Source organism: Paenibacillus brevis (assembly GCF_018919145.1).
GTDB lineage: Bacteria > Bacillota > Bacilli > Paenibacillales > Paenibacillaceae > Fontibacillus > Fontibacillus brevis.
Map to the genome: position 1 here is coordinate 276122 of NZ_JAHLQJ010000002.1, position 26289 is coordinate 302410.

Sequence of the window (26289 nt, forward strand, 5' to 3'; positions counted from 1 at the left end):
TCTATTCAGTCCTAAAAGTTATAAACCGGAAGGCGGGTCCGCATTGAACATATTGCTATTTTACGATCAATCCTTTCCTTTTGAAGGCAAGAGACCGGAGGCCTCATTTCTGACGGCGGTGTCCACCTGGGCCGAGGTGGTTGATGCCGAAGGGCTGGCATCCAGGCTGCAAGCGAAGAAGTGGGACACCCTTGTCTGGCTGCATGGTGCACATTTCCCCAAGGAGGCTTGGACGGCTGTACGTGCTCATCTCCAGTCCGGTGGCGGCCTGCTGTATACGGGCGGGGCTCCATTCCGCCGGCCGGCGGTACAGACGGACACAGGAGACTGGCGCATAGAACGTGAGCAGGTAGGCTACCATCAAATGCTGGATATCCATGATGCCTTGCCTGTTGATGTCTCTCACGTTCGAACCCAAAAAGCCGGGGAGGAGTTCCCCGTTCTAAGCGGTAAAGAAAGCTGGTTTGGCATTGAGCCGACTTGGGGACTCACCTTGCATCCGAGCAAAACAAGCGACATTCCCGCTGAGATGGGATCATGTGGACCGATGGACTCGGTCATTATACCGCTGCTGATCGGCGTGGATGCTACCGGGCGCGAGCGCGCTGCATCCGTTGTACTTATGGAGCAGAACAAAGGTATTTACGCCGGCGGACGCTGGGTGCTCGTGAATCAGGAGATTCCGGCCATTGTTGGCTGTGCCGAGGGGGCAGATGTGCTTCGGGAGCTGGCATTGTTCGCAGGCTACGGCGTGACAGAAATCTGGCTCAAGCCTAATTACGCTTGCTACGAGCTTGGAGAACAGCCGCTGCTCACCTTGCAATTGCAAGCCCTTTCTCGCACGGAAGCCGGAGCGAAGAACCGTTGGAGCTTTGAATTGGAGGTCCGTAAGGACGGGGAGAATGAGCCCGTTTGGACAGCCAGCCTGGAATTTGAAGCAGGGAGAGCTGTTCCAGATTTGCAACCTGTTCGCCTTCCGGTGAAGCTGGCCGCCGAGCCGGGATTGTACCGGGTCATAGCCTCTGCTTTATCGGCCAAGGGAGAGCGCCGGGTGCTTAACCAAGCCTTCTGGGGCATGAACCGGGAGCTCCTGCAAAGCGGGGAGCCGCTAAAGGCGGGCCGGGATTACTTCGAACGGGCCGGCAAGCCCGTACCAATTGTAGGTATGACTTATATGACCTCTGATGTTTCGCGTAAATTTCTGCAATTGCCGAACGTAGAGCGCTGGGAACGGGATATGGGCGAAATGAGCCGGGCCGGCATCAACCTGATCCGCACAGGCATTTGGACGGGCTACCGCCAGATTATGTTTGCCGACGGCCACGCTGTTGAAGATGCGCTACGCGCGATAGATGCCTTTATTTTAACGGCCAAACGGTTTGAGCTAGAAGTGACGTTCACCTTCTTTTCCTTTGCTCCTGAAAGCTGGGAAGGCGTTAATCCATACCTGGACCCTCGTTCGCTTGAAGCGCAGAAACGTTTTATTGCGGCCATTGTGTCTCGTCAGCAAGGGACGACCAATGTGCATTGGGATTTGATCAACGAGCCGAGTCTGTTCGATCCGGCCCGTATCTTCGAGGGTCCCGTTACCGCACGTGACATTTATGAGCAGCAAGCTTGGTCAGAATGGCTGAATCAGCGTTACGGGGGCGATCTGGCGGCTCTGCAGGAGCGCTGGAATATGACGCCTGAGCAATTGCCCGATTTTGCTTCCGCTCAAGCGCCGGACCCGGATGACAAGGTATTTCGCAGCGTGGTGCAGCCGAAGAAATGGGCGCGTTGGCTGGACTTTACGTTGTTTACGATGGACATGCACAATCGCTGGGCTTCCGAACTGATCGGTACTTTAAGACGCATTAATCCGGAGCATCTGGCGACGGTCGGACAGGATGAAGGGATCTGCTCACAGCGCCCTTCTCCGTCGTTCTACGCCCAGGAGGTTGACTATACGACGGTGCATTCCTGGTGGCAAAACGATCATCTGGCCTGGGACGGCCTGTTCACAAAGACGCCGGGCAAGCCCAATCTGGTGCAGGAAACGGGCATTATGCATATCCAGCATCCGGATGGACGCGCTAAGCGGACGGAAGCCGAGCTGCGCAACATCCTTGAGCGCAAATATGCGTATGCCTTCTCGACCGGAGGGGCTGGTGCCGTGCAATGGATTTGGAATATCAATTACTACATGAATAATGCCAACGAATCCAACATAGGGGCTTTGCGCGCCGATGGAACGCAGAAGCCGGAAGCTGATGTATCTTATGATTTTGGCAGCTTTATGGGCGAGATTGGACATAGGTTCAGGGGTCGGAAGCTGGAGGAGGTAGCGGTGGTCTATCCGTACTCCAATGACTTCTCCAATCAACCGCTGGCTTATGGAGCAACGACCAAGGCGATCCGCACCCTTGCGCATGTGATGAACGTGCATCCACGTGGCATCGGAGAATATCACTTATCTGAACTGCGCAAGCAGCCAGCCAAGCTGATCATCGTGCCAAGTGCGCATAACTTTGACGATGAGGCTTTTGCCGACCTGATCGCGCTGGCGGAGCAGGGTGCTACCATCCTGTGGAATGGTCCGATTCGTCTTGATGCCCATTGGGGAGAGACCGCAGATCGCTTGCGAGAGGAACTGGGCGAGTTGCACCAAGGCAATGTGCTGAGGGAAGAGACGCTGGAACTGGATGGAGCTGCGCACCGGGTAGCCTTCGGAGAACGCAAGATTAATACGCTGGTCGTAGAGCGTCCAGCCACGTACGACAGCAAGCCGGGAAGTGCGTTGTCGCCAGTCGTAGTAAGCCTGGGCGCTGGCAAGCTGATTTACAACCCGCTGCCGCTGGAATTGAATGAACGGGATGAGCCGATCATTGCCGCCTACCGGCATGCTTTAGCTGAGAGTGGCGTGGCCAGTGAGCTGGAATGGCTTAAGGGCGGGGAACTGCCTGGCATTTATGGACGCAAGTTAAGCTTCGAACAGGCCAACCTTTATATTTTTGTCTCGGAGTTTGGAGCAGATGCGGAGATTGCGGTTCGAGATCCCGAGGTGCAGTCGGCTTACCGGTTTATTGTAGAACGCGAGCGGACCGTTATGTTCGCTACAGACAAGCAAGGGGAACTACTGGCTGTGTATCGACCGGATCAGGTTCATATCGAGCGAGTTTAACTAGACTAAAGGAGATGTTGACGAATGAGTTATCGTAATGCCTCACTTCCCGTGAAGGAACGCGTGCAGGATTTGTTATCCAAGATGACCAGGGCCGAGAAAATCGGGCAACTCGTTCAGCCTTTTGGCTGGAAGTGCTACCGCAAGCTGGAGGATGGAACCGTAGAGGTGACGGAGGCCTTTAAGGAGCAGTTGAAAGCAGGCGGCGTAGGATCATTGTACGGGGCTTTGCGAGCTGACCCATGGACAGGCGTCACGCTGGAAACCGGGTTGTCCCCGGAGCAGGGGGCAGAGGCTGTCAATACGATTCAGCGATATGCAATCGAGCAGACACGGCTAGGCATTCCGATTCTGTTCGGCGAGGAATGCTCCCATGGACATATGGCCATCGGGGCGACCGTATTCCCGGTTCCGCTGACGATTGGCAGCACATGGAATCCGGCCCTGTTCAAGGAGATGTGCCAAGCCGTAGCTGCGGAGACAAGGGCACAGGGCGGGGCGACCACCTATTCCCCGGTCCTCGATGTAGTGCGGGACCCGCGCTGGGGACGGACAGAGGAGAACTTCGGGGAAGACCCCGTGCTGGTGGCCGAAATGGGCGTTGCCGCAGTGGAAGGGCTTCAGGGCGACGATCTGGCAGCGAAGAATAGTGTCATGGCTACCCTGAAGCATTATACGGCCTACGGCAGCTCCGAAGGGGGACGCAACGGGGCGCCGGCCCATATTGGCTTGCGTGAGCTGCATGAGATTGACCTATATCCATTCCGTAAGGCTGTGGAGGCGGGGGCTGGTTCGGTTATGCCTGCGTACAATGAAATTGACGGTGTCCCTTGTACGTCCAACCGCTATTTGCTGCATGATGTACTTCGCGAGCAATGGGGCTTTGACGGCTTTGTCATTACCGATTGCGGGGCCATCAACATGCTGGTCAATGGGCATAACACGGCGGCAACAGGAGAAGAAGCAGTAGCGGCTTCCCTTAAAGCCGGGGTGGAGATGGAAATGTCGGGCGAAATGCTGAACAAATACGCAGATTCAGCTATAGAACAAGGTTGGATGGATGAAGCCGACCTGGATTTGGCCGTCGGCCGCGTGCTGGAAATGAAATTCAGATTGGGGTTGTTCGAGCGGCCTTATGCGGACTCCGAGCGAGCCAAGGCCGTGATTGGGCGAACTGAGCACAAGCAGCTGGCCCGCCGTGTTGCTGCTGAAGGCATCGTGCTGTTAAAGAATGAGCAGGGCACATTGCCGTTCTCGCGCAAGCTCAGCAAGTTGGCTGTTATTGGCCCGAATGCTCACGCTCCATACCATCAATTGGGCGATTATACGTCGCCGCAGCGCAGAGAGCAGATTGTTACTGTGCTGGACGGATTGCGTGAGAAGCTTTCAGCAGAGCAGACGGAAATTCTGTATGCGCCTGGCTGCCGGGTGAGAGGCGATGACCGCGATGGCTTCCCGCTGGCGATGGAGCAGGCGATCAAGGCAGATGCTATAGTCGTTGTAGTCGGAGGCTCAAGTGCCCGTGATTTTGGCGAAGGGTCGATCGATCTGCGGACAGGAGCGTCCAATGTCACGGACAATAGCTGGAACGATATGGAGTGCGGCGAAGGTATTGACCGTACAACCCTTCATCTGACGGGAGTGCAACTGGAACTGGTGCAGGAGCTGCGCAAGCTCGGTAAACCGCTTGTTGTAGTGTATATCAATGGACGGCCGATTACGGAGCCTTGGATTGATGAGCATGCAGATGCCATTCTGGAAGCTTGGTATCCCGGCCAGGAAGGAGGACATGCCGTTGCCGATATTTTATTCGGAGATGTCAATCCTTCCGGTAAGCTGTCAGTCAGCATTCCGAAGGAAGTGGGCCAGCTTCCGGTCTACTACCATTCCCGGCGTACGCGCGGCAAGCGCTATTTGGAGACCGATCTCGCTCCCCGTTATCCATTTGGTTATGGCCTAAGCTACACCACCTTTGAATACCGGGATTTGCGGATTGAGCCTGCTGTGATCGACGACGCTGGCGAAGCTACGGTCAGGGTTCAGGTGGCGAATACCGGAACAGTAGCAGGAGCGGAAATCGTACAATTGTACGTATCTGATCTGGCCGCTTCCGTGACGCGTCCGGAGAAGGCACTCAAGCGGTTTGAGAAGATCGAGATTGAACCTGGCGAGACCCGGGAAGTCAGCTTTGTCATTAACCGTGAGCAGCTTGAATTGGTTGGACTTGATTTGCAGCCTGTTGTTGAACCCGGCGCTTTCGATATTATCGTCGGCCCGAGCAGTGTAGAGGGATTAGTCGGACGATTGACGGTTGAATGACCAGAATATGCGGTGCCGCGGCAGTAGCCGTTGGCACCGTTTGTTTGTCTTTATTAGGCTTGGCTTATTGCAACTTCCCTTCAATCTTTTATTCAAAATGCAGCTTCACTAATATTCAATTTAAAGCGTCAATAAATGTACTTGCGCAGTTCTGCGCTTTTGAGCGATACTAGGATAATCCGGGTTAAAATAGCTTTTATTCACTGTTACGAGCAAGCGACAGGTTAAGAGGCCGAATAGGCCTCTTTTTTAGAGATTTCATATACGGATTTTGATAACCTGACGGATAGAGGGGGAACATACTTTGAAATGGCTGCAGTCATATCCGCGTGAAGTGAAAATATTTCTAGTCGCCAGTCTGATCAGTTCTATGGGCGGATCCTTGATGTGGCCGTTGGTCACGATGTATGTATTCAAGATTCTGGGCCGGACCGTAACAGATGCCGGGCTGGTGTTATTGGTTATGTCATTAGGAGGTATTGCCGGACAAGTACTGGGCGGATCGCTGTATCATAAGCTGGGCGTCAAGAAGCTGATTGTCGGGGGAACCCTGCTGAACGCGGTATTTCTGGTATTGCTTCCGGTGGGAAGCGGCAATTGGCATCTGTTCATTGCCCTAATGGGGATGGTGGGCTTCTTTAATGCGATGTCTATGCCGGCAATCCAGGCCTTTATTGGGTTCCGGTTTGCCGAGAGACGCGCTGAACTATTCAACATTATTTATGTTGCCAATAATATCGGTGTGGCGCTTGGAACGGCGCTGAGCGGGTTTTTGGCGCAGATTTCTTATCATATGAGCTTTATTTTGAACGGAACTACATCAGCGGCATTTGCTGTTTTTTTCTGGATTTATTTGAACAGAGTTCAAAAAGACGAGGGGCCTCTGCATTTGCAAAAACGCAAGCAGGCGCCAGAGGGGCTTGGAACAAAACTGCTGCTAGGCAATATGTCGATCTATCTGTTCATCGGAATCGGTTCCTTCTTCCTGTGGTTTGGTAACTGTATCTGGAATAACGGGGTATCCCCTTATACGATAAGTAAAGGAATGCCGGAGTGGAATTATAGTATATTATGGACGCTCAATGGACTGTTAATCTTCGTTGGCCAACCGTTCATCCTGTGGATTAAGCGGACCTTTGCCGGTTCCCCGGAGTCACAGCTGACGGCCAGTGCGATCTTCTATTTTCTCGGCTATGTCACGATTCTGACCCTGCACAATTATCCGGGCATGGTGCTGGCAATGATCCTTACGACCTTTGGCGAAATGCTGATTTCTCCAGCAATCCCGGCATTTATTTCGGATCGTTCCGGTAAGGCGGCACCGTTCTATTTGGGCGTGGTCGGCGGGATGGGCGTTGCAGGCAAAGTCGTTGGCCCTTACGCGATGGGTATGCTGTTCGACTGGAACGGACTTATTCCGGTGGCATGGCTGGCGATGGGCACCGCTGTATTGTCGGTCGTCTTCTTCCTGGTGCATGCAAGATTGAACCGTGATGCGAGGCTGTCTCTTGACGTTGATTAAAGGATGCCTTTTTGAACAACCTCCATAAGCTTGACCGGTTCAGGTATAATCTGAAGTAAGACTATGGAAGGGGGGTGATGGAATGGCGAATTCAGTGTGGGTTCGTCTGTCGCAGATGAAGGATGCATCAGAGTTGATGGAGCTGGATCATCTCGTGTGGCAAAGAAATAATACGCCATCCGTCGTCCGGTGGAACAACCGGGAGGAGTTCATGCGGAAATGCCCCCCCGGAAGTCAGCTCGTTGCAGGTATGGATGACAAAATCTGCGGATACCTGGGATTTGACCACCCGACCCCGCTTGAGAGCAACAAACATGTGCTTGAAATTAATATTGCCGTTCATCCAGGCTGTCAGCGGATGGGCATTGGCCAAAAGCTGATGGAGGCCGTGAAGGAATTGGCTGCAGCAAAGGGAGTTCGCAAGCTGAGTCTCCGGGTGCTCTCCAGCAATCCTGATGCGGTAGCCTTTTACCGGAAATGCGGCTTTCAAGAGCAAGGCAGACTGGTCGAGGAATTTCATTTGGACGGACAGTATGTTGATGATATTCTCATGTGGAGTCCGGTTGAACAAACCTAGGGATATCGTTATATTTAAAAGAAGAAAAAATGTAAGCCTCTACTATAAGTGCGGGTTCAATAAAACGGCTTTTCAGCACCGAGAAGGTTGTGAGAACCTGAAGAAGGAGGAACGGAGTGTAGGCAAAACCTACATGAGTACCGGACTTCAAGGGTGAACACAAGATTCGATGTCGAATCACCTCTTGAATGACTTCGTGATCAAAAGCCGGCTTTTTGAACAACCTCTATAAAGGAACTCCTTAAAGGAAAGGAAAGATCAACGTGGAGAACAACAGCTTCACTCCTCCTAACTTCATTAAAAATATTATTACAGAGGACTTAAAGAGCGGGAAGGTAAACAAGGTCGTTACCCGGTTCCCCCCAGAGCCTAACGGCTATTTGCATATCGGCCATGCCAAAGCGATCTGGATTAACTTTTCGCTGGCAGACGAGTTCGGCGGACGGACACATCTGCGCTTTGATGACACGAATCCGGTCAAAGAAGACGTCGAATACGTTAAATCTATCCAAGAGGATGTCAAGTGGCTGGGCTTTGAATGGGAAGAGCTGCACTACGCCTCCGACTATTTCGAAGAAATGTATGAACGCGCATTGGTTCTGATCCGCAAGGGCAAGGCTTACGTAGACGATCTTAGCGCGGATCAAATCCGTGAAACCCGCGGAACGCTTACAGAACCAGGACAGAACAGTCCCTTCCGCGACCGCAGTGTCGAGGAGAACCTGGAACTGTTCAACCGGATGCGGGCCGGCGAATTCAAGGATGGGGAGAGAGTGCTTCGGGCGAAGATCGATATGGCTTCGCCGAACATCAACCTCCGTGACCCGGTCATTTACCGAATCGTTCATGCAACCCATCACAATACAGGCGACAAATGGTGCATCTACCCGATGTACACGTATGCGCACCCGCTAGAAGATGCCATCGAAGGGGTAACCCACTCCCTCTGTTCGACAGAGTTCGAGGATCAGCGCCCATTCTATGATTGGGTTATTGCGGAGACCGAAATGCCTTGCGAGCCGCACCAATATGAATTCGGACGATTGAATCTGGAAGGAGCCGTTACCAGTAAGCGTAAGCTGAAACAACTGGTCGATGAAGGCTTCGTAGACGGCTGGGATGACCCGCGTCTGCCAACCATTTCCGGTCTTCGCCGCCGCGGCTTCACGCCGGAAGCGATCAAGGCATTTATCTATGAGACGGGAATCTCCAAGGCATTCGGGCATATTGATATAAGAATGCTGGAGCATTTCATCCGGGAAGACTTGAAGCTTAAGGCGCCGCGTACAATGGCGGTTGTTGATCCGCTCAAGGTAGTCATCACGAATTACCCAGAGGGGCAAACAGAGCTCCTGGAAGCTGAAAATAATAGTGAAAACGAGGAAATGGGCAGCCGTCAAATTCCATTCTCCCGTGAAATTTACATTGAGCGCGAAGACTTCATGGAGGATCCGCCAAGCAAATACTTCCGCCTGTTCCCGGGGAATGAGGTTCGCCTCAAACATGCTTATTTCATCAAATGCAATGACGTAATCAAGGATGAAAGCGGCAAGGTAATCGAGCTTCATTGCACCTATGATCCTGAGACTAAGAGCGGCAGCGGCTTTACTGGACGCAAGGTGAAGGGAACGATTCATTGGGTGGAAGCTTCCCAAGCGGTTCCTGCAGAGTTCCGGCTGTACGAGCCTTTGATTCTAGATAATGAACCGGAAGAAGAGGGCGAGGAAGAGAAGCCATTCCTCGAGCGGGTTAACCCGAATTCATTGACCGTGGTACAAGGCTTTGTAGAACCCGGAATGAAGGATGCGGCACCACAGGATAAATTCCAGTTCTTCCGCCACGGGTACTTCAATGTCGATCCGAAGTATTCGAAGCCAGGGCATCCGGTCTTTAACTTGATCGTGTCGCTCAAGAGCTCATTCCAATTGCCTAAGTAAGCATTAAAAAAACTCCAGGCTCGCCCGCAGGCGGTGCTTGGAGTTTTTCTGTCTATCGTGCTTATAACTCGTCAGGTGGTGTGTGTGCCATAGCTGGCGTATACCCGTTCACGCGCAGGATCTGCCACATAAACGCGAAGCCAATTGTTCCAAGCAGGGTCATGATCACGCCGAGTTTATACATAGCAACCGGACCAAAGTTCTGGAACAGCCAGCCGCCAAGGAACCCCGCGATAACACCAGCCGCACCGCTAAGTGCAAAGGTATAAACCGCCTGGCCTGCAGAACGCAGCGGCTTTGGCAGGAATAGGCCGGTCAATCTTGTCCCGACGTAGAAGAAGCCCCCAAAGGTAATGGCGTGCAATACCTGAATCAATATGATTTGAACCGGATTGGTAGCCTCGCCCATAAGGTCCCAACGAATGGCGAATAACAGACTGACTACGGTAAGACAGCCCATGAGATATGTAATTTTTGTTTTGACATAACGCTGCAGAAGAACGAATACCACGATCTCGAATAGTGTGGACAGGAAGATGGCTCCGCCAACCTCAAGCTTGGAGCCCCCCAGATCATTCATAAACAGCGGCATGAAAATTCCGTTAATTGCATTTGGAATCGACACCAAGGCCCCAAAACCGACAAAGGCGAGAAAATATTTGTTCTGCAGAGTAAGCCGCATTTCCCGTCCCGTAATCCAGGGCGTATTAGTTGTCATCTGAGATCGGGGAAGCAGCAGTGCCGAGCCGATAGACAGCATGAGCATCAGGCTGAATAAGAACGAGGTGCCGTTCTGCCCGACCGCATCAATAATAGGACCGGCTGTCAGCGCGATGAAGGTCCACCCCAGCGAACCCCATAATCGAAACGTCCCGAACCGGCGATCCGTATTTTCGATCATTCCCAGTGTCAGGCTGTTGGTTTGAGCGAGCAGCGGGCTCTGAAAGAAGAAGAGCAGCAGCATCGTTAAATAGAGCATCGAATAGGTATTAGCCTTGAAAACAAGATGACCGATAATCAAAAGCCCGACTAGCATGGCAAGCAGGATGAGCCTGACATTGCGTGACCGGTCGCTGAAATATCTCCAGAGCGGGTGGGCGAACAAGGAGACCAGTGGACCGATCGCCATCAGACTTCCAATTTCGAGCATGTTCATGCCGATTTCCTTTAGATATAGCTGGAAAAATGCAGCGAAAATGACTAATGTTCCATATACGAAGAAATTCAACAGGCCTAAAGGCAAGTAAGAGTTGGATAAAGAACGCGTATCGTCTTGCAAATGCGCCATTCCTTTCTCTTCAGATCGATTCACTGAACATAATTCTAGATGACAAGGAGGACCACGCTCTCACTGTATCACACTGATGAAAGGGGATACAAACCAAGTTCTTTTTGTTTTTCCAGTATTTGATACAAGAAAGTGAATTGTGAACAAGCTCACGCATAATTTTATCCAGCCTGTGACAAATTCTGTATTCTGTCAAAAACATCACATAAAGCGCTTTCAAAAGGAGTTATAATAGAGACAAGGATACGTGATACCCCTTAATCATGTGTCGGTAGTTCTTAAGAGGATGATTTCCGACATATCTTGGAGGTCATCTTTTTTTTAGTAGGGAATAACTATAAGTGAAAGTTCAAAAAGTCAGGTTTTTAGCACCGAGAAGGTTGAATGAAGCCAGGGACCGAGTAGCAGGGCTGAACTCAAGATTCGATGTCGATTCTGCTCCATGTACTGCTTCGCGATCAAAAGATGACTTTTTGAACTACCTTTTAGAATATATAACTTTCAGGGAGTTGACCTTTATGACAATGCTATCCAGGGAGTCTGTGAATGTTCCGGAAGAGCAAGCCCGCTGGATGGAGGTTAGAGGCTGGGTATACCAATTGCTGGTTGATTTTTTGGGACGGCCTCCCCGCATGTCACAAATTGCCCAGTGGCGGAGACGCCTTGAGCATAAGCAGATTATTCCTGTATGTCAGGGCGGTAAGAGGTTGCAGGAGTATCTTGAGCGTATTCCGGAGGATACCCTTCGCCAGGTATGTGCAGAAGAGTCCGAGGAATTCAAGCGGTTATTCGCAGGCCATGATGCCAAAGTGCAGACCTGCGAGAGCTTGTATCGTGCCAGAACAGAAGGGGTGAACGGCTTTGCCTGTCTGACGGAAGTCCGGGATATGTACATGGACCGGGGTGTCGTCTTTAATAAAATTTCCGGCGAACGGGATGATAGCATTGCAATGGAGCTGGAGTTTATGGCTGTCTTGAGTGAAAAAATGCTGACCAAGGTTCATCTGCAGGAAAGCTTCAAAAGGCAAATAAATGCGCAGATCAATTTCCTTGAGAACCATTTGCTGAAATGGGTGCCAGCCTTTTCGGCCGATCTTAGAGCTGCCACCTCAAGTTCACTATACGTGGGGCTGGTAGAACTGTTAAATGAGTTCCTGGCGATGGATTTGGAGCAATTGCATAGATGGCGGGAAAGAATGGCGGAGTGATAGCAATCTAACTCCAACAAAGTTAAATACATGAAACGAGGGTGTCCCAAAGTTTACATTCGGGACACCCTCGTTGATTGTTGTTTAGAATTATGCTTGATGGGTGGAGTTGCAAGCAATGCACGTAGGCAGCAGTGCAAACATCCAATGCGGTACATTAGAGGAGAGTCAAGCATCATTCCGAAAAAAAGGGCAGGAAGTCTGAAAACTTCCTGCCCACTTTAGCATGAGTATTGTTCAAATTAATCGAGATCGTTCACGGCGGTGCCACGACGGAATTTCATCAGGAATTCGTAGACGACAGGCACAATGACCAAGGTAAGGAGCGTCGAACTGACAAGCCCCCCGATTACGGTAATTCCGAGACCGCGCGAGATGATACCTGCGCTGTTCTCCCAGCCCATCACGAGCGGAATCAGCGCACCGATTGTAGCCAGGGCTGTCATCAGAATCGGACGCAGCCTTGTTGCGCCTGCTTCAAGCAAGGCCTCGCGTGTCGACAGGCCTTCGCGTTCCTTATGGATAACGCGGTCGATCAGGACAATGGCGTTAGTCACGACAATACCGATCAGCATCAGTACACCCATTAACGCGGATACGTTCAAGGTTTCCCCGCCCAATACCAGGCCAACCATTGCACCAATTACGATGAATGGCAGCGAGAACAGGATCGTGAACGGTGCAAGCCCGCCCCCGAACGTTACGACAAGAACAAAGTAGACGATGGCTATAGCCGCAGCCATAGCGAGCCCAAGCTGACCGAAGGTATCATTGATTTGCTCGGTTACGCCGCCGAATTCGACGGTTACCCCATCCGGCAGCTCCATATCGTTAATCTTATCCTGCAAGCCGCTGGAAGCCTTCTGCACATTGGAACTAAGGATATTAGCGCTGACCTCTACGGACATCTTGCCGTTCACACGCATGATGGAATCCGGAGATTGGCCTTCTTCAACAGCAGCCACTTCCTTTAACGGGATTTCCATGCCGAGCGGGGAGGTCAGGGTTTGATTTTCAATTTCAGTAATGCTTGAGAAGGTATTCTCTTCTGTCTTAATGTAGACTTTGTAATCCTTCCCGTCGATCTGAATCTCAGTCAACACCGGACGCTGGCTGACCGGAGCCAGCTTCATTGCAAGCTGCCCCGGCGTTAAGCCCAGAGAGCTGAGCTTCTGCTGATCGGCAACAAGCGTGTATTGATCATAGGCTTCGGAGAGACTGGTCTTCCCCTTCTCGAAGGTTTTGGTATCCTCCTGAATCCAGGTCAGAATCTGATCGGCCACCGGCTTGATTTGTTCGAGGCTGTCGCCATACACGTTCAGGCTCAACGAACCGCCGCCCAGACCGCCGGTCATAAGCGCGGACATATCTCCCCACTCACCGTCCGGTACCTCTTCCTGCAAGCCTTGCAGCAGATTCTCCTTCACCTGGCTGAAGTTAGGAGTATCACTGGCATATTCCGCATAGAACAGTCCGGAGTTGGAAGAGCCCATGCCAAGCGGGTTGCTGCCGCCGATCGAATATTGCATCTTCTCCAGATGATCCTGGGCAAGAATGTACTTCTCGGCGCGCTCCAGTTTCTCCTGGACATCCTCAAGCCGATCGCCGGGTGCCGGAGAATAAGTGATCATCACATACTTGTCTTCTTGCTCCGGCAAGAAGCTGACACCGACGAGCGGATACAGGAACAGACTGCCGACGAGCAGGACGACCGCTGCACCGAAGGTGATCAGCTTGTGATTCAGTGTCCATTTGAGGAGGCGCTGATATCCGCGTGCCATTCCCTTCGGATTACTGTCGTGATTATGAGTTTTCTTAAGTCCCTTCCGGAACAGGGTATGAGCCAATGCAGGAACAAGGGTAACCGCCACGACCAGCGAGGCCAGCAACGAGAATATCATCGTTAAAGCAAACGGCATGAACAGCTCGCCAACCATTCCGCTAACAAAGGCTAACGGCAGGAAGACCGCAATGGTAACAATCGTCGAGGACATGATCGGTACGAACATTTCACGTGTTGCCGCGACAATGAGCTTGCCGCCCTTCAGCTTCTCTCCGGTGAGAGACATGCGGCGGTAAATGTTCTCGATGACGACGATAGAGTCGTCGACGACCCGGCCGATAGCCACGGTCATGGCACCAAGCGTCATCATATTCAGTGTGATGTCCATTTGATGGAGCAAGACAACGGCAATAAGCAGCGACAATGGAATCGAAATGATCGAAATGATTGTCGAGCGGATATTCCGCAGGAACAGCAGAATAATAATGACGGCGAACAGAGCCCCAAATACGGCCTTCATCAGCATTGTATTTACGGAATCAGTGATGGGCTTGCCTTGATCCAGCATCACCGTGAGTTCTAGATGGCTGTACTGTTTGCCAAGATCCTTCGCGGCATCCTTGACCAGATTAGCTACGTCTACCGTGTTGGCGTCATTATCTTTGACGATTTGGATCCCGATCGATTCCAGTCCATTGGTACGCGAGATGGACTGCGCTTCTCCGACGACCTCGATGGAGGCGATATCGCTCAGTTTAACTGTAGGGATACTAATGGAAATTCCGGCAGGCATTCCGGTCATATCGGAAGCGGAGGCCGCTCCGGCTCCTTGGCCTGCCGCGGCACCGCCGCCTGCCTCTGCACTAATGTCGGTGCCTGCGCCGGCACCAGTTCCGGCACCGGCTGCATTGCCAGCAGCTCCGGATGCTGCCGAAGGGATGACAGGAATCGCAAGGTTCTTAAGATCCTCTACCGTTGTGATGTTTCCATCGACGACTACGGCTTTTTGGGAGCCGTCGAGCTCATACAAGCCCAGCGGCACGCGCAAGGCCGAAGCCTGCACGATTCCTTTCACAGTATCTTTCGTCAGGCCAAGCTGGGCCATTTTAGCCTCATCGAATTGAAGCTGTACTTCCTTGACATATTGTCCCGATACCTGCACGGAGGCTACGCCATTCAGATCCTCAAGGGCAGGCTGGATGTTGCTCTGAACGATGCGAGTCAAATTCTCGAGATCCCCGGATTCTTTATCCGAGATGCTCAGAGAAATCACCGGCATAGAGCTCAGGCTGAACCGGGTAATTTGCGGCTTTTGCACATCGTCCGGAAGGCTAACATCATTGAGCGCCTCGCGAACCGCCGCGGTCGCATTATCCAGATTAGTGCCATAATCGAATTCCAGGAATAAGGATGCGGCATTTTCCATCGAGGTGGAGGTAATCGTCTTGATTCCGTCCACATTATGGAGCCTTGTCTCCAATGGCTTGGTGACATCCTGGACCACGCCTTCCGGTGCAGCACCCGGATAAACTGCAACAACACTTAAATAGGGTACATTAATATTAGGAATCGTCTCCTGCTTCATCGTTAGTCCGCTGTACAAGCCGACAACCGTGACGATGATCGTCAGGAGCCATACAGCAAATTTATTGCGGATGGAAAATTGAATTAGACTTTTCATCAGTGTGGTTTCTTCTCCTCTCTGTAAAAAACAGATAAATGTTTTGTGTTGCGTTTTACTTTTTGAACAGCCGCTTCTACTTCAAATAAGGCTTCAAAAGCCGCTCCAGTTCCTTGGTCTGCTTCTCCATCACAGAGAATTCAAGTACATTGGACAGCATTCCCCGGATAACGACTCTGCGAGGCATAGGCTCCAGAATTTCGCTCTCCAGCACCTGAAGAGAATCCAGCATATCCTCACGTTGTATAGAGGTCAGCTTGATACCCTTTCCTCCCAGCGCTTCCTTCATCTCCTTGATGACCAGCAAGGGATGGCGCTCCGCAGGCTTAATGCAGCTTCCCTCTGAGCTCCACCGCTGCAGCTCGGCTTCCGAGATCAGCGGCTCCGGGCCGTGCTCAAGCAGCCGTTCCACCATGGCATCGAGCAAGTCAACGAGGTAAACCGCCATTCTCCGGTTGCTATCGGCCATGTGAGGCTCGAAGAGCAGGCGGATAAATACGCCGAGAATGCCCTGGGCGACCATAACAAGATCGGCAGAGTAGGGAATAATCCTTTCGCCGAAGGCGGATACAAGCGCTTTTTGGGTAAAGTGCAGGAGGGTAATATTGTTCTCCCGGAATGAATCGGGCTCCCGGTAGAGCTTGCCGTATTTGATCCAATCCTGAAACTGCATCACAAGAAACTCACGCAGCTCCTGCACCAGATTAAGCAGCACCTCGATTTGGCGGATCAAGCGCTCCTTCGGCCCTAAATGCTGCTCCAGCTCAACCTGCACCAAATGATCCTGGAGCATCTGAAAGCAATAGTTGAACAAGCTTTGCTCCAGTTCATCCTTGGACTTGAAATGGAGGTACAGGCTGCCCTTGGACATCCCGCACATTTCAGCGATTTCCTGCATGGAGGTAGCTGAAGGTCCCTTCGTGGAAAAGAGCTGCATAGCGCTTCGTAAGATCAGTGTTTTCTTATCAGCAGATTTTAAGGACAATCCTGGACTCCCCTCCTTTATGACCGATGAGTTCTTGAACTGACTTCTAAGTCAAAAATGATTATATTATAAAACTATCTTTGAAACAAATATTAGGAAGAAGTCTTTGAATCATGTAGAATAGAGGCATAGTTCAGGTCAAACAGAAGGAGTACATACAAGATGAGACGCGGAATTCAAGTTTTATTTATTGCAGCAATCTTAGTTGCATTTTACTATTTTGGATTTGGGCTCCTGGGCAGCTTCGGCGGGACTTTGATTAGTATCTTCCAGACACTTACAGTTATTACGATCGGATTGGCTATTTTTATGGAGAACCGCAATCCTTCCAGCACGATGGCCTGGATGCTGGTTCTTGCGCTGCTGCCGGTTGTCGGGCTGGTGCTGTATTTTTTGCTGGGTCAAAATTATTTCAAGCGCCGTAAATTCGATAAGAAGGCCGAAGAGGATCGCAAGAGCTTCGAGCGGATTGACCATAACGGGAACCTGCAGCCGCGCGATTTATCGCAATTCTCGCCCGGCCAGCAGCGCTTGCTGCAAATGTCCCAACGGCTGGCAAGGACGCCGTTCTCCATGGCAACCCGCACCCGGGTGCTGACGAATGGAGAAGAAACCTTCTCTACACTGCTAAAAGAGCTGAAGAAGGCCAGACATCACATTCATATGGAATATTATATATACCGCGCCGACGAGATCGGCCGGGAAATTCAGAAGACCCTGATTGAACGGGCCAAAGCAGGCGTCGAAGTCCGGTTCATGTATGATGCTGTGGGAAGCTTGGGGCTGCCGAAATCCTTTATCAATGAGCTTCGCGCTGCCGGTGTGAAAGTGGGCGTATATGGTGAGGTGCGTTTCCATGCGTTTTCTAGCCGTGTGAACTACCGCAATCACCGGAAAATTGTCGTGATCGATGGCAATACCGGCTTTATCGGCGGCCTGAACGTAGGCGATGAGTACTTGAGCCGAAGCAAGACATACGGGTTTTGGCGTGACACGCATATTCTTGTTAAAGGTGAGGCTGTCCGCTCAATGCAGGTGATTTTCCTGCAGGACTGGCAGTATGTAACGGGCGAGAAAATTATGGATCTGGAATACTTGTCGCCGCAGATGGAGCAAGGCTGTAGCGGTGCGGTGCAGGTTATAGCGAGCGGGCCGGATAATGAAGACAAGGTGCTGAAGAGTGTCTTTTTCGCAATGATTACCTCGGCCAAAAAGTCAATCTGGCTGGCAACGCCCTATTTTATACCGGATGAAGATATTTTAACGGCCCTGCGGGTTGCGGCGTTATCGGGCATTGACGTGCGGATTCTATTCCCGGCCAAACCGGATAAGCGGCTGCCATTCCTGGCTTCTCACTCTTATTTTCCTGCCTTGCTTGAGGCGGGCGTCAAGATTTACGAATACGAAAAGGGCTTTCTCCATTCCAAGCTGCTGATCGCGGATGGGGAGGTAGCGACGGTCGGAACCGCTAATATGGATATGAGAAGCTTCCATTTAAACTTTGAGGTCAATCTGCTGCTCGTCCAAACGGATAGTGTGCGGAAGGTCGTCAGAGACTTTGAGCGTGACCTGTTGTCCACCAAGCGCATTGTACTAACCGAATTCATGAAGAAAAAGGTCGTGCTCCGCTTTATGGAATCGGCGGCAAGATTGTTATCGCCGCTGTTATAACAGGGGGCAAGGCGAGATGAGGGAGGAGTCAGAGGATGAGTGATACGTCGGGACGCAAGACCGAGCATATCCGGTTATGTCTGGAGGAACAAGTAAGCGGGGCCGGGATAACCACTGGATTTGAAAAATACCGTTTCCGCCACAACGCGCTGCCGGAGCTTGATTTTGATGAGATCAGCTTGCAGACAGACTTTCTGGGCGCAGGGCTGCGGACCCCTCTGCTTATCAGTTCGATGACCGGCGGAAGTGAATTGGCCTGGCGCATCAATGAGCGTCTGGCGGAAGCGGCTGAACGCCGGGGCTGGACGATGGGCGTAGGCTCTGTGCGGGCTGCCGTAGAAAAAGAGGAGCTGGCGCGGACGTTCCAGGTTCGCCGCCACGCGCCGAGCATCCCGATCATTGCCAATTTAGGCGCAGTTCAGCTTAATTACGGCTATGGAGTGGAGGAATGCAAGCGGGCGGTTACGATTGCCGGAGCGGACATGCTGGTGCTGCATCTGAACAGCCTGCAGGAAGTATTTCAGCCTGAAGGAGACACCCGCTTCGGCGGATTGCTGTCCAGTATCGGCAAGTTGTGCCGCGAACTGGACGTGCCTGTCGGGGTCAAGGAAGTCGGCTGGGGCATTGACGGTCAGACGGCACGCCGGCTTCGGGAGTCGGGCGTGGCTTTCATTGATGTAGCTGGCGCCGGAGGAACCTCCTGGAGCCAGGTCGAGAAGTTCCGCAGCGCCGACCCTGTACGGCGTGCGGCAGCGGATGCCTTCGCGGGTTGGGGAATCCCTACCGCGGAGTGCATCCGCGAAGTGAGGGCGGCGGTGCCCGAAGCGGCCCTGATCGGCAGCGGTGGCCTGAACACCGGCGTGGATGCCGCCAAGGCGCTTGCGCTTGGGGCGGATCTGGCCGGGTTCGGCCGTGCGCTGCTCGGACCGGCGGTGCAGTCCGAGGAACAGCTCGACGCATTGCTTGCGCGCGTGGAGCTGGAGCTTCGCACCGCCATGTTCGGGATCGGCGCCGGCAATGTATCGGCGCTGAGAGATACGCCGCGGCTTGTCCGGATCGAGAGCTAGCTCTCGGTCTGAGGCTGGCGGCGATTATGGAGGTTGCTTCGGCTAAGTGGAAGGTGTTTGCAGCAGGATTTGTTCGTAGGATCCAAGTATCCAAGTATCCTTTACATAGATTGAAGCTGATACAAATATTAGGTTGATACAAGTTCAAAGGGATGTGTGGGACATGACTGGAAAAGTCACGCTGAAAGCGATGAAGCAAGAGGAGTATCGAGCATTCCGGAAGCGGTTGGTGGCAGATTACGCCAGGGAAAAGGTGGCTGCGGGAACATGGTCCGAAGAAGAGGCGCAGCAGTTGTCAGAGCAGGCGGTAGTCTCCTTGCTGCCGGAAGGGTTAAACACGAAGGATCACTCGCTGTTCTCGATCTATGAGGAGCAAACCGGAGCTCAGCTAGGAGAGCTGTGGGTCCATTACCGTACGGGAAGCCGCGGTCGCGAGGCTTTCATTTATGAAATCATTATTTTTGAGGAGTATCAGGGGAAAGGCTATGGCAAGGCAACGATGCAGGCGCTGGATGAGGAAGCGCGCAGGCAAGGAGCCGTGAGTATCGGGCTGCATGTATTCGCACACAATGAAAGAGCGCATCAGCTTTACCTGAAATCCGGGTATATCGCAACCGATATCACGATGAAGAAAAAATTAGAATAATCTCCATCCTTGAAATCTATTCACATGATAGGTAGTATGTACTTTGGGAAGTTATGCACATTAAATATTGAGGAGTTGTCATAGATATGGCTTTAAAGGCTGGGATCGTGGGCCTTCCGAATGTTGGAAAATCCACGTTGTTTAACGCGATTACCCAAGCGGGTGCAGAATCCGCTAACTATCCGTTTTGTACGATTGATCCGAACGTCGGTGTTGTTGAGGTGCCGGATGAGCGTCTGAACAAGCTGACAGAGCTGGTTGTTCCGAACCGGACCGTTCCAACCGCATTTGAATTTGTTGATATTGCCGGCCTTGTACGCGGTGCAAGCAAGGGCGAAGGACTTGGAAATAAATTTTTGGCTCATATCCGTGAAGTGGATGCGATTGTGCATGTTGTGCGCTGCTTCGAGGATGAGAACATCACTCATGTCGATGGGAAGATTAATCCGATCAGCGACATCCAGACGATTAATCTGGAGTTGATTCTGGCGGATTTGGATAGCGTGGAGAAGCGGATCGAACGGTCGCGCAAAAATATGAAGGGCGGCAACAAACAGTACGCCCAGGAAGTTGAAGTGCTGGAGCGGGTGAAAGAAGCGCTCTATAATGATCAGCCTGCACGGAGTATCGAACTGTCCGATGAGGAGAAACTGATCGTCCGCGATCTGCATTTGCTTACCTTGAAGCCGGTACTGTATGCGGCCAACGTAGCTGAAGATGGCGTAACGGATGCTGGCAACAATCCTTATGTGCAGCAAGTACGGGAATTTGCGGCGGCTGAGCAGGCTGAGGTTGTACCGATCAGCGCCAAGGTTGAAGCTGAGATTGCCGAGCTGGAGGGCGAGGATAAGGCGATGTTCCTGGAGGAGCTGGGATTATCGGCATCCGGACTGGATCGCTTGATCCAAGCTGCTTATCGTCTGCTGGGTCTTTACACGTATTTTACAGCGGGCGTGCAGGAGGTTCGTGCCTGGACAATCCGGAAAGGAACCAAGGCGCCGGCAGCAGCGGGCGTGATTCATACAGACTTCGAGCGCGGATTTATTCGTGCTGAAGTAGTATCCTACGATGACCTGGTAGCGGCTGGATCCATGAACGTCGCCCGGGAACGAGGTCAACTCCGTCTTGAGGGAAAAGAGTACGTGGTGCAGGATGGAGATGTTATGCATTTCCGTTTTAATGTGTAATTCATTGCAATCCTGAACCGCTAAGAAACAAGCCTTCTGTAGAGAGCGTTTGGCTCTATACGCAAGGCTTTTTTCCTCTCTGCACAAAATTGGACGAATGTAATTATTTGTATTGAGGATGCATATTTCTATAGGTATAATTGATGAGAAAGATTTTTAACATTCTTGAAGGAGGAGTTATATTTTGTACATGGATCAAACGATGGCACGTAAGGCCCAACTGGATACACGCGAATTGCTGCTGCTTGAATCCGAGGTGAAGAACCAGGGCAAAAACATGGTAGTAGCATACGTCCTGTGGTACTTCCTGGGTCTCTTCGGCGGTCATCGCTTCTATATGGGGCGTACCGGCTCGGCAGTTGCACAGCTCATTCTTTCGCTTACGGTGATTGGTATGCTGGTAACCTGGATCTGGTGGGTTGTTGATGCATTCCTCGTGCACACATGGGTGAAGGAACACAACACCATGGTTGAGCACCGTACAATGGACCGCATTTTCCATGACCGCGGCAGATCTGCGGAGTATCCGATCTAATGCAGTTCTCGAAGCGTGATTTAACGACCACCGAGATGCTGATTCTGAACTCGGAAATGAATAAGCGGGAGAAATCACTGGCTCTTGCCTATTTAATGCTTCTGGCCGGGCATTTGGGAGTTCATCGCTTTTATCTGAAGCGAATCGTCTCCGGGGTCATTCAGTTAGTGCTGTTCCTGCTGACTTTTGTCTTCTACTTCGCCTTTGGCATTTCCGCTGGACTTGAATCAGAGGCTTCTCCGGAAACCTTTTATTCGTTATTATTTCTAATTCCGTTACTCTTAGCAGGTTTAGGGCTGACGATTTGGGTTATCGTCGATGCCTGCATGCTGCCTGGCATGGTTCGCAGCTGGAACGAGCGATTGGAACAACAGTTGGTGGCACAGCTCATATCTCATCGGACAGGGCCGGACAATAATTACAATCATTTTTAACCGATTTGTGTGAAAGCTATAAAGGGTAGAGGATGCCGCGGGCTTCAACATTATGTTGAAGCCCGCGGCTTTTTGTCATGGTAAGGCTCGGGCGGACGAGGGACTCGTTCTGCAGAGAGATGAAGCTGTATCGTGAACACGCAGCAGGCGAGCAATAAGGCGCCGACTAGCAGGAAGGAGGCCTGGAGACTCACAAAGGCGGTGAAGAAGCCAAACAGCAGAGGGTCCATCAGTTGGGCTGCCCGGTTGGACATCAGCCGCAGGCCAATGCCGAGACCCCGTTCCTCCGGTGCGGTAGAATGAGCGATCATCGATAGGGTTAACGGCTGGTTAATGCCCAGAGCGAGCCCGGTGATGAACACTAGTGCTGCAATACCGTAGAAGTTTGTTAGGAGCGGAGTGACGAACAACAGCAGCAATGAGACGGCATAGGTCAAGATCAGCATCCAGCCAAAGCTGAGCCTGGCCATGAGTCGTGGATAGATGGGACGGACAAACAAGGCGGACACCGCACCGATGGATACAAGCAAGCCAACCTTGGTGTTGGAGATGCCCTGGGACTCCAGGTGCAGCGGCAGGTAGGCTGTGCGAACATCGACGATGAACAGGGAGATGAAGGTCGTTAATAAAATAACAGCGAAGCTGGGGTTTCGCAGCAGGCCGAGACACTGGCCAAGCCAGCGGCGGATCTTGTCGAATGTGCTCCTCAGCAGCAAGTGAGAGGTCCCCTCGCCTTCTTCGGAAGGCAGAGCCGAAGGGGCTTCATCCCGGCATTGCCAGGACGTAAAGATGAGCAGCGCGCTGCTCAGGATGTACCCGGCGAACACCATTTTATAGCCGTAATGGTCGGCCAAATAGCCGGAGAGAATCGGTGCGAGCATCTGCCCGATCGCCATGTACAAAGAGAAGGTGGCGAAGCGGCCTTCATTGCCTTGGGCCGGGCCTTCCGTAATTAATACCTGCACGGCCAGCCAGACGGCCATCTGACCAAGCCCGGCCAGAAGTTGAGCTAGAGCGAGTGTCCAAGGGCCGCCTGAGATCCAGTACAACAGCCCGCTGAAGAGCATCATGATTGAACCGGCGCGCAAAACGGTGGATCTGCCGAAGCGGTCGGCAATGAATCCGCCGGGAATGGCTGCGAGCATAGGCAACAGGGCATAGACGGCAAGCACGATGCCGATGGATAATCCCTGTAAGCCCAGCGAGGCGGCGTACAAGGTGATGATGGGTCTGGTCAGCGAGAAGGCGAACCAGTATAAACCGCAGGATATGGATACCCAGATAAAGTTGCGGTGATTAGCGGGAATGGGCAGTGTTGGTTGCAGCATAGGAGCAGCCCCCTTGGCGAATTGACGTTTTGGAAAAGCAAAAGCGGAGTTCCCAGGGGCTCTGGGCTCCGCCTTTGCTTCATTCCTTGGGCTCGAGTTATACAGTGGCGTTGGACTGGCTGGCTGGGAAGTCAATCTTGCTGTCGTGCAATCCTTTTTCCGTTTGCTTCAGATAATTCACAGCTTCCTCGGTGCTGACCACATCGGCATACTTGGCGTTCATGTCGAAGAGGTTAATAGCGTGTGAGGCTTCGCCGCGGTCAAAGGTGCACTCTTCAACGACGCCGACATAGTAGTTATAAGAGAAGGCATCGATAACTCCGGCCCGGACGCATCCGCCGGTTGTCGTGCCGCAGATGAGCAAGGTGTCGATACCCAGATCGGTCAGATACCCAACCAGCGGTGTGCCATGGAAAGGGGAGGGCTTCAGCTTCTCGATCACGATGTCTTCCGGCTGAGGCGCAATCTCACGTACGATTTCATTGCTGCCGTATCCGGCAATGGTCTCGATTTCGGCGGAGCGGGTATTCTTCCGCCGCCAGCCCCCGGCATCAAATCCGTCGGGACGGCGGTCAACGCCGGTGGTATAGAAAATCGGAATGCGTTGGTCCCGGGCGGCTTGCAGGAGCTTCTGGATGTAAGGAATAGCCTCCCAGGCGGCTTCGCCGCAGCTATTACGCCAATGCTTGACCGAATCCAGGATCGGTTCCCTCTCATGTCCACAGAACCCGTAGCTGACATCAATCACCAGCAGGGCAGGGCGCTGGCCAAAACCAGCCTTGGCGTCATAACCGGCACTACCAAATACTTGCTTATCACGATCCGTTAAAAAGCGGTCCCATACTTTCATATTGATACAGCCTCCTTAGTATTGTGTATTGTGTGTGGTGAACAACTAGAAGCCTATGGCCGGTAGGGGCTTCCGTCTGATGTCCATACCGGCTCTCCGGCAACTTGTCAACAAGCTTTTAGTCAACAAATTGGGTGTCTACAATGTCGCTATAACCGATGTTCTCATCCTTCAGCAGGCCGGCAGCCCGGACAACCGATAGGCCGGTGGCGACAGACTCTTCGGTAATTTGGCCGGAATACTCCCACATTTCATCCGCATAAGAACGATCGATGGTGGCCTCCAGCAGTTCCTCGGACATCGTAGGGAATTCCAGTTTGGCAATCTCCATGCTTTCTTCCTTGTTGTCGCGGATGAATTCCAGTCCCTTATGGATGCCTTCCACAAATTTCTTGACGGTGCCGGGATCATTGGTGATGTTGTCGAGCTTAATGTTAATTGTGGAGTAGGCATACGGACCGAGCTCCTGAGGAACATTGTAGAACGGCTCTCCCCAGATGCCTTCCTCGATGCCTTGCGTGAGCAGCGGTTCAGTCACGACGGCCACATCCGCCTGACTCTGTTGCAATACAGCCGGGATCGCTCCGTTATCGACTTCCTTCAGCATGAGGTCCTTGTTCAACTCCAATCCCCACTCACCGGCCAAGTAACGGATGATCGAGTTGGGCGTTCCCCCGTATTGGGATACCGCTACGGTCTTGCCCTTCATGAAGGCGGAGATATCTGTGCCGGGATCCAGATCAGATCTAGCTACCAGGTAAACATTGCCCCGGTTCACGATGTTGACGATGGCCCGGAGCTCGGCCCCCTTGGCTTTGGCAAAGGCATTATGCTCAGGGCCGCCGATGAAGCCGAAGGCCTGGTCGGTTAAAACGGCATTGGTATGCGCGCTTCCCCCTGAAAGGGTCACAGCCTTAACGCTCAGTCCTTCGAACAGATTTTTGCGAATGGCGATGTATAGCGGTAAATAACCGGTGCTGTGAACGGGCTCGGCAATGATCAATTCCATAATAGAAGTTGAGCCGCCTTCATTGCCGGCCTCTGTGCCCGAGGCAGAAGCATTTGCTGGAGCAGGTGCCGGACGTTGTGCGGCATTACTGCCGCAACCGGCAATGAGTGTGATGATCAGCGCGATGGCAAGCAGCCAGGCGTAACGAGCAAATGACGAGCGTTGATTCATAATAGTTCCCCCTCCATATCCCATGATTCTCTTTATGATTTATTTATGGGTGAAGCCCTTGAGTAAATACCCTTCCAGCTTGCCGACCAGAATGTACAGCAGCATGGACAGGATGGACAGGTTAAAGATATTGGCCCAGATGAGGCTGATCTCGTAGGTTTGTCCCGCATAGAAGATCATTCGGCCCAGACCTTGCTCGGACCCGATATATTCGCCGACGATAGCTCCTGTGAGTGCCAATCCGATATTAATGCGCAGGGCGGAGATCATCGCCGGAATAGCCGTTGGAACGATGACCTTACTGAATACTTGCAGTCTGGAGGCACCCAGAGAATAGACCATGCGAACCAGATCTTTGTCGACGCTTCGCACCCCGTTGTAAGTGGTCAGGGTAGTAATGACGACAGTGATGGCGAAGCCCATGGCTACCTTGGAGCCCATCCCGATCCCGAACACCAACACGATGATGGGGGCGAGGGCCAGCTTGGGCATGGCTTCAAACATAATGATGAACGGTTCGAAGATACGGGCGTAATATTTGGACCACCAGAAGGATAATCCCAGTAGTGTGCCGCCTGCCGTTCCCAGCAGAAATCCGTACACGGTGGAGCGAAAGGTGTAGAAGGTATCCTGCCAGACGGATCCCGTCTGTACCCCGATCCACCAGGTGCTGGCAATCTCCGATGGCTGGCTCCAGAAGAAGGAGTTGACCAATCCGATACCGGCTCCTAGCTCCCACAGCAGCAGGACCGCGAGGAATAATGAGAGGCGTCCAATATTGACCAACCAGGGCTTGGGGGCGGACATTTCGTACTTTAAGGCGTTGGTTCTTGTGCGGGGAGGAGGGGTATTTCTTAACTTGCCCAGGCTTCCCTTGCGTTCTATAACATCTCCTTCACTTGGCATCGTTGCTCACTCCTTTCGGTTT

General features: G+C 52.3%; 19 protein-coding genes. 12 read left to right on the forward strand and 7 right to left on the reverse strand.

Annotated features, from left to right (window positions below; genetic code table 11):
• Positions 1-43: 43 nt before the first annotated feature.
• The 5 genes from KQJ23_RS03380 to KQJ23_RS03400 all read left to right on the forward strand — a co-directional run bounded on the left by KQJ23_RS03380 (position 44) and on the right by KQJ23_RS03400 (position 9518).
• Positions 44-3163, forward strand: a complete 3120-nt coding sequence (locus KQJ23_RS03380) for a beta-galactosidase (protein WP_216477263.1) — start codon at positions 44-46, stop codon at positions 3161-3163.
• A 24-nt stretch (positions 3164-3187) separates the two neighbouring features.
• The gene (locus KQJ23_RS03385) at positions 3188-5482 is read left to right on the forward strand and encodes a glycoside hydrolase family 3 N-terminal domain-containing protein (RefSeq protein ID WP_216477264.1); all 2295 of its coding nucleotides are present in this window, start codon (positions 3188-3190) and stop codon (positions 5480-5482) included.
• Between the two features lie 304 nt (positions 5483-5786).
• Positions 5787-7004 (forward strand): MFS transporter, encoded by a 1218-nt coding sequence (locus KQJ23_RS03390; protein WP_216477265.1) that lies wholly within the window; start codon positions 5787-5789, stop codon positions 7002-7004.
• An 82-nt stretch (positions 7005-7086) separates the two neighbouring features.
• Positions 7087-7581, forward strand: coding sequence for a GNAT family N-acetyltransferase (locus tag KQJ23_RS03395; protein ID WP_216477266.1), 495 nt, complete (start codon positions 7087-7089; stop codon positions 7579-7581).
• 263 nt (positions 7582-7844) lie between these two features.
• A complete protein-coding gene (locus KQJ23_RS03400; RefSeq protein ID WP_430522274.1) occupies positions 7845-9518 on the forward strand; it encodes a glutamine--tRNA ligase/YqeY domain fusion protein in 1674 nt (557 codons plus the stop codon).
• A gap of 61 nt (positions 9519-9579) precedes the next feature.
• On the opposite strand, the gene KQJ23_RS03405 is transcribed toward KQJ23_RS03400, so the two are convergent.
• On the reverse strand, positions 9580-10830 hold the full coding sequence (locus KQJ23_RS03405) for an MFS transporter (RefSeq protein ID WP_346779337.1): 1251 nt from the start codon (positions 10828-10830) through the stop codon (positions 9580-9582).
• A gap of 494 nt (positions 10831-11324) precedes the next feature.
• Between KQJ23_RS03405 and KQJ23_RS03410 the strand changes: the two genes are divergently transcribed.
• Positions 11325-12014 (forward strand): TorD/DmsD family molecular chaperone, encoded by a 690-nt coding sequence (locus KQJ23_RS03410; RefSeq protein ID WP_216477267.1) that lies wholly within the window; start codon positions 11325-11327, stop codon positions 12012-12014.
• Positions 12015-12256: 242 nt separating this feature from the next.
• Here the strand turns inward: KQJ23_RS03410 and KQJ23_RS03415 are convergent, their stop codons facing one another.
• Both KQJ23_RS03415 and KQJ23_RS03420 read right to left on the reverse strand, forming a co-directional pair.
• Entirely contained in the window at positions 12257-15478 is a 3222-nt protein-coding gene (locus KQJ23_RS03415; protein WP_216477268.1) for an efflux RND transporter permease subunit, read from the reverse strand.
• A 76-nt stretch (positions 15479-15554) separates the two neighbouring features.
• A complete protein-coding gene (locus KQJ23_RS03420; protein WP_216477269.1) occupies positions 15555-16463 on the reverse strand; it encodes a TetR/AcrR family transcriptional regulator in 909 nt (302 codons plus the stop codon).
• A 162-nt stretch (positions 16464-16625) separates the two neighbouring features.
• On the opposite strand from KQJ23_RS03420, the gene cls reads away from it, so the two are divergent.
• From cls to KQJ23_RS03450, 6 genes are all read left to right on the forward strand, one after another.
• Positions 16626-18134 (forward strand): cardiolipin synthase, encoded by a 1509-nt coding sequence (gene cls / locus KQJ23_RS03425; RefSeq protein ID WP_216477270.1) that lies wholly within the window; start codon positions 16626-16628, stop codon positions 18132-18134.
• A 35-nt stretch (positions 18135-18169) separates the two neighbouring features.
• Positions 18170-19201 (forward strand): type 2 isopentenyl-diphosphate Delta-isomerase, encoded by a 1032-nt coding sequence (gene fni / locus KQJ23_RS03430; RefSeq protein ID WP_216477271.1) that lies wholly within the window; start codon positions 18170-18172, stop codon positions 19199-19201.
• Between the two features lie 163 nt (positions 19202-19364).
• Complete coding sequence (locus KQJ23_RS03435; RefSeq protein ID WP_249529472.1) at positions 19365-19847, forward strand: GNAT family N-acetyltransferase; 483 nt, start codon at positions 19365-19367, stop codon at positions 19845-19847.
• 86 nt (positions 19848-19933) lie between these two features.
• Complete coding sequence (gene ychF / locus KQJ23_RS03440) at positions 19934-21034, forward strand: redox-regulated ATPase YchF (protein WP_216477272.1); 1101 nt, start codon at positions 19934-19936, stop codon at positions 21032-21034.
• Between the two features lie 202 nt (positions 21035-21236).
• Positions 21237-21569, forward strand: a complete 333-nt coding sequence (locus tag KQJ23_RS03445) for a TM2 domain-containing protein (RefSeq protein WP_430522275.1) — start codon at positions 21237-21239, stop codon at positions 21567-21569.
• Entirely contained in the window at positions 21569-22003 is a 435-nt protein-coding gene (locus tag KQJ23_RS03450; RefSeq protein WP_216477273.1) for an NINE protein, read from the forward strand. The genes KQJ23_RS03445 and KQJ23_RS03450 overlap by 1 nt, the downstream gene beginning before the upstream one ends.
• Before the next feature lie 50 nt (positions 22004-22053).
• Here KQJ23_RS03450 and KQJ23_RS03455 read toward each other — a convergent pair whose 3' ends face one another.
• From KQJ23_RS03455 to KQJ23_RS03470, 4 genes are all read right to left on the reverse strand, one after another.
• A complete protein-coding gene (locus KQJ23_RS03455) occupies positions 22054-23331 on the reverse strand; it encodes an MFS transporter (RefSeq protein WP_216477274.1) in 1278 nt (425 codons plus the stop codon).
• A 97-nt stretch (positions 23332-23428) separates the two neighbouring features.
• Entirely contained in the window at positions 23429-24079 is a 651-nt protein-coding gene (locus KQJ23_RS03460; protein WP_346779338.1) for an isochorismatase family protein, read from the reverse strand.
• A gap of 220 nt (positions 24080-24299) precedes the next feature.
• Entirely contained in the window at positions 24300-25361 is a 1062-nt protein-coding gene (locus KQJ23_RS03465; protein ID WP_216477276.1) for an ABC transporter substrate-binding protein, read from the reverse strand.
• Between the two features lie 39 nt (positions 25362-25400).
• Entirely contained in the window at positions 25401-26267 is an 867-nt protein-coding gene (locus KQJ23_RS03470) for an ABC transporter permease (protein ID WP_216477277.1), read from the reverse strand.
• Positions 26268-26289 lie beyond the last annotated feature (22 nt).

Excerpts from the sequence above, each read along its gene's own strand:
- KQJ23_RS03385 (WP_216477264.1), top strand. The coding sequence starts at position 3,188 with ATGAGTTATCGTAATGCCTCACTTCCCGTGAAGGAACGCGTGCAGGAT.
- KQJ23_RS03395 (WP_216477266.1), top strand. The coding sequence starts at position 7,087 with ATGGCGAATTCAGTGTGGGTTCGTCTGTCGCAGATGAAGGATGCATCA.
- KQJ23_RS03410 (WP_216477267.1), top strand. The coding sequence starts at position 11,325 with ATGACAATGCTATCCAGGGAGTCTGTGAATGTTCCGGAAGAGCAAGCC.
- KQJ23_RS03415 (WP_216477268.1), bottom strand. The coding sequence starts at position 15,478 with ATGAAAAGTCTAATTCAATTTTCCATCCGCAATAAATTTGCTGTATGG.
- cls (WP_216477270.1), top strand. The coding sequence starts at position 16,626 with ATGAGACGCGGAATTCAAGTTTTATTTATTGCAGCAATCTTAGTTGCA.
- fni (WP_216477271.1), top strand. The coding sequence starts at position 18,170 with ATGAGTGATACGTCGGGACGCAAGACCGAGCATATCCGGTTATGTCTG.
- KQJ23_RS03435 (WP_249529472.1), top strand. The coding sequence starts at position 19,365 with ATGACTGGAAAAGTCACGCTGAAAGCGATGAAGCAAGAGGAGTATCGA.
- ychF (WP_216477272.1), top strand. The coding sequence starts at position 19,934 with ATGGCTTTAAAGGCTGGGATCGTGGGCCTTCCGAATGTTGGAAAATCC.
- KQJ23_RS03445 (WP_430522275.1), top strand. The coding sequence starts at position 21,237 with ATGGCACGTAAGGCCCAACTGGATACACGCGAATTGCTGCTGCTTGAA.
- KQJ23_RS03450 (WP_216477273.1), top strand. The coding sequence starts at position 21,569 with ATGCAGTTCTCGAAGCGTGATTTAACGACCACCGAGATGCTGATTCTG.
- KQJ23_RS03455 (WP_216477274.1), bottom strand. The coding sequence starts at position 23,331 with ATGCTGCAACCAACACTGCCCATTCCCGCTAATCACCGCAACTTTATC.
- KQJ23_RS03465 (WP_216477276.1), bottom strand. The coding sequence starts at position 25,361 with ATGAATCAACGCTCGTCATTTGCTCGTTACGCCTGGCTGCTTGCCATC.
- KQJ23_RS03470 (WP_216477277.1), bottom strand. The coding sequence starts at position 26,267 with ATGCCAAGTGAAGGAGATGTTATAGAACGCAAGGGAAGCCTGGGCAAG.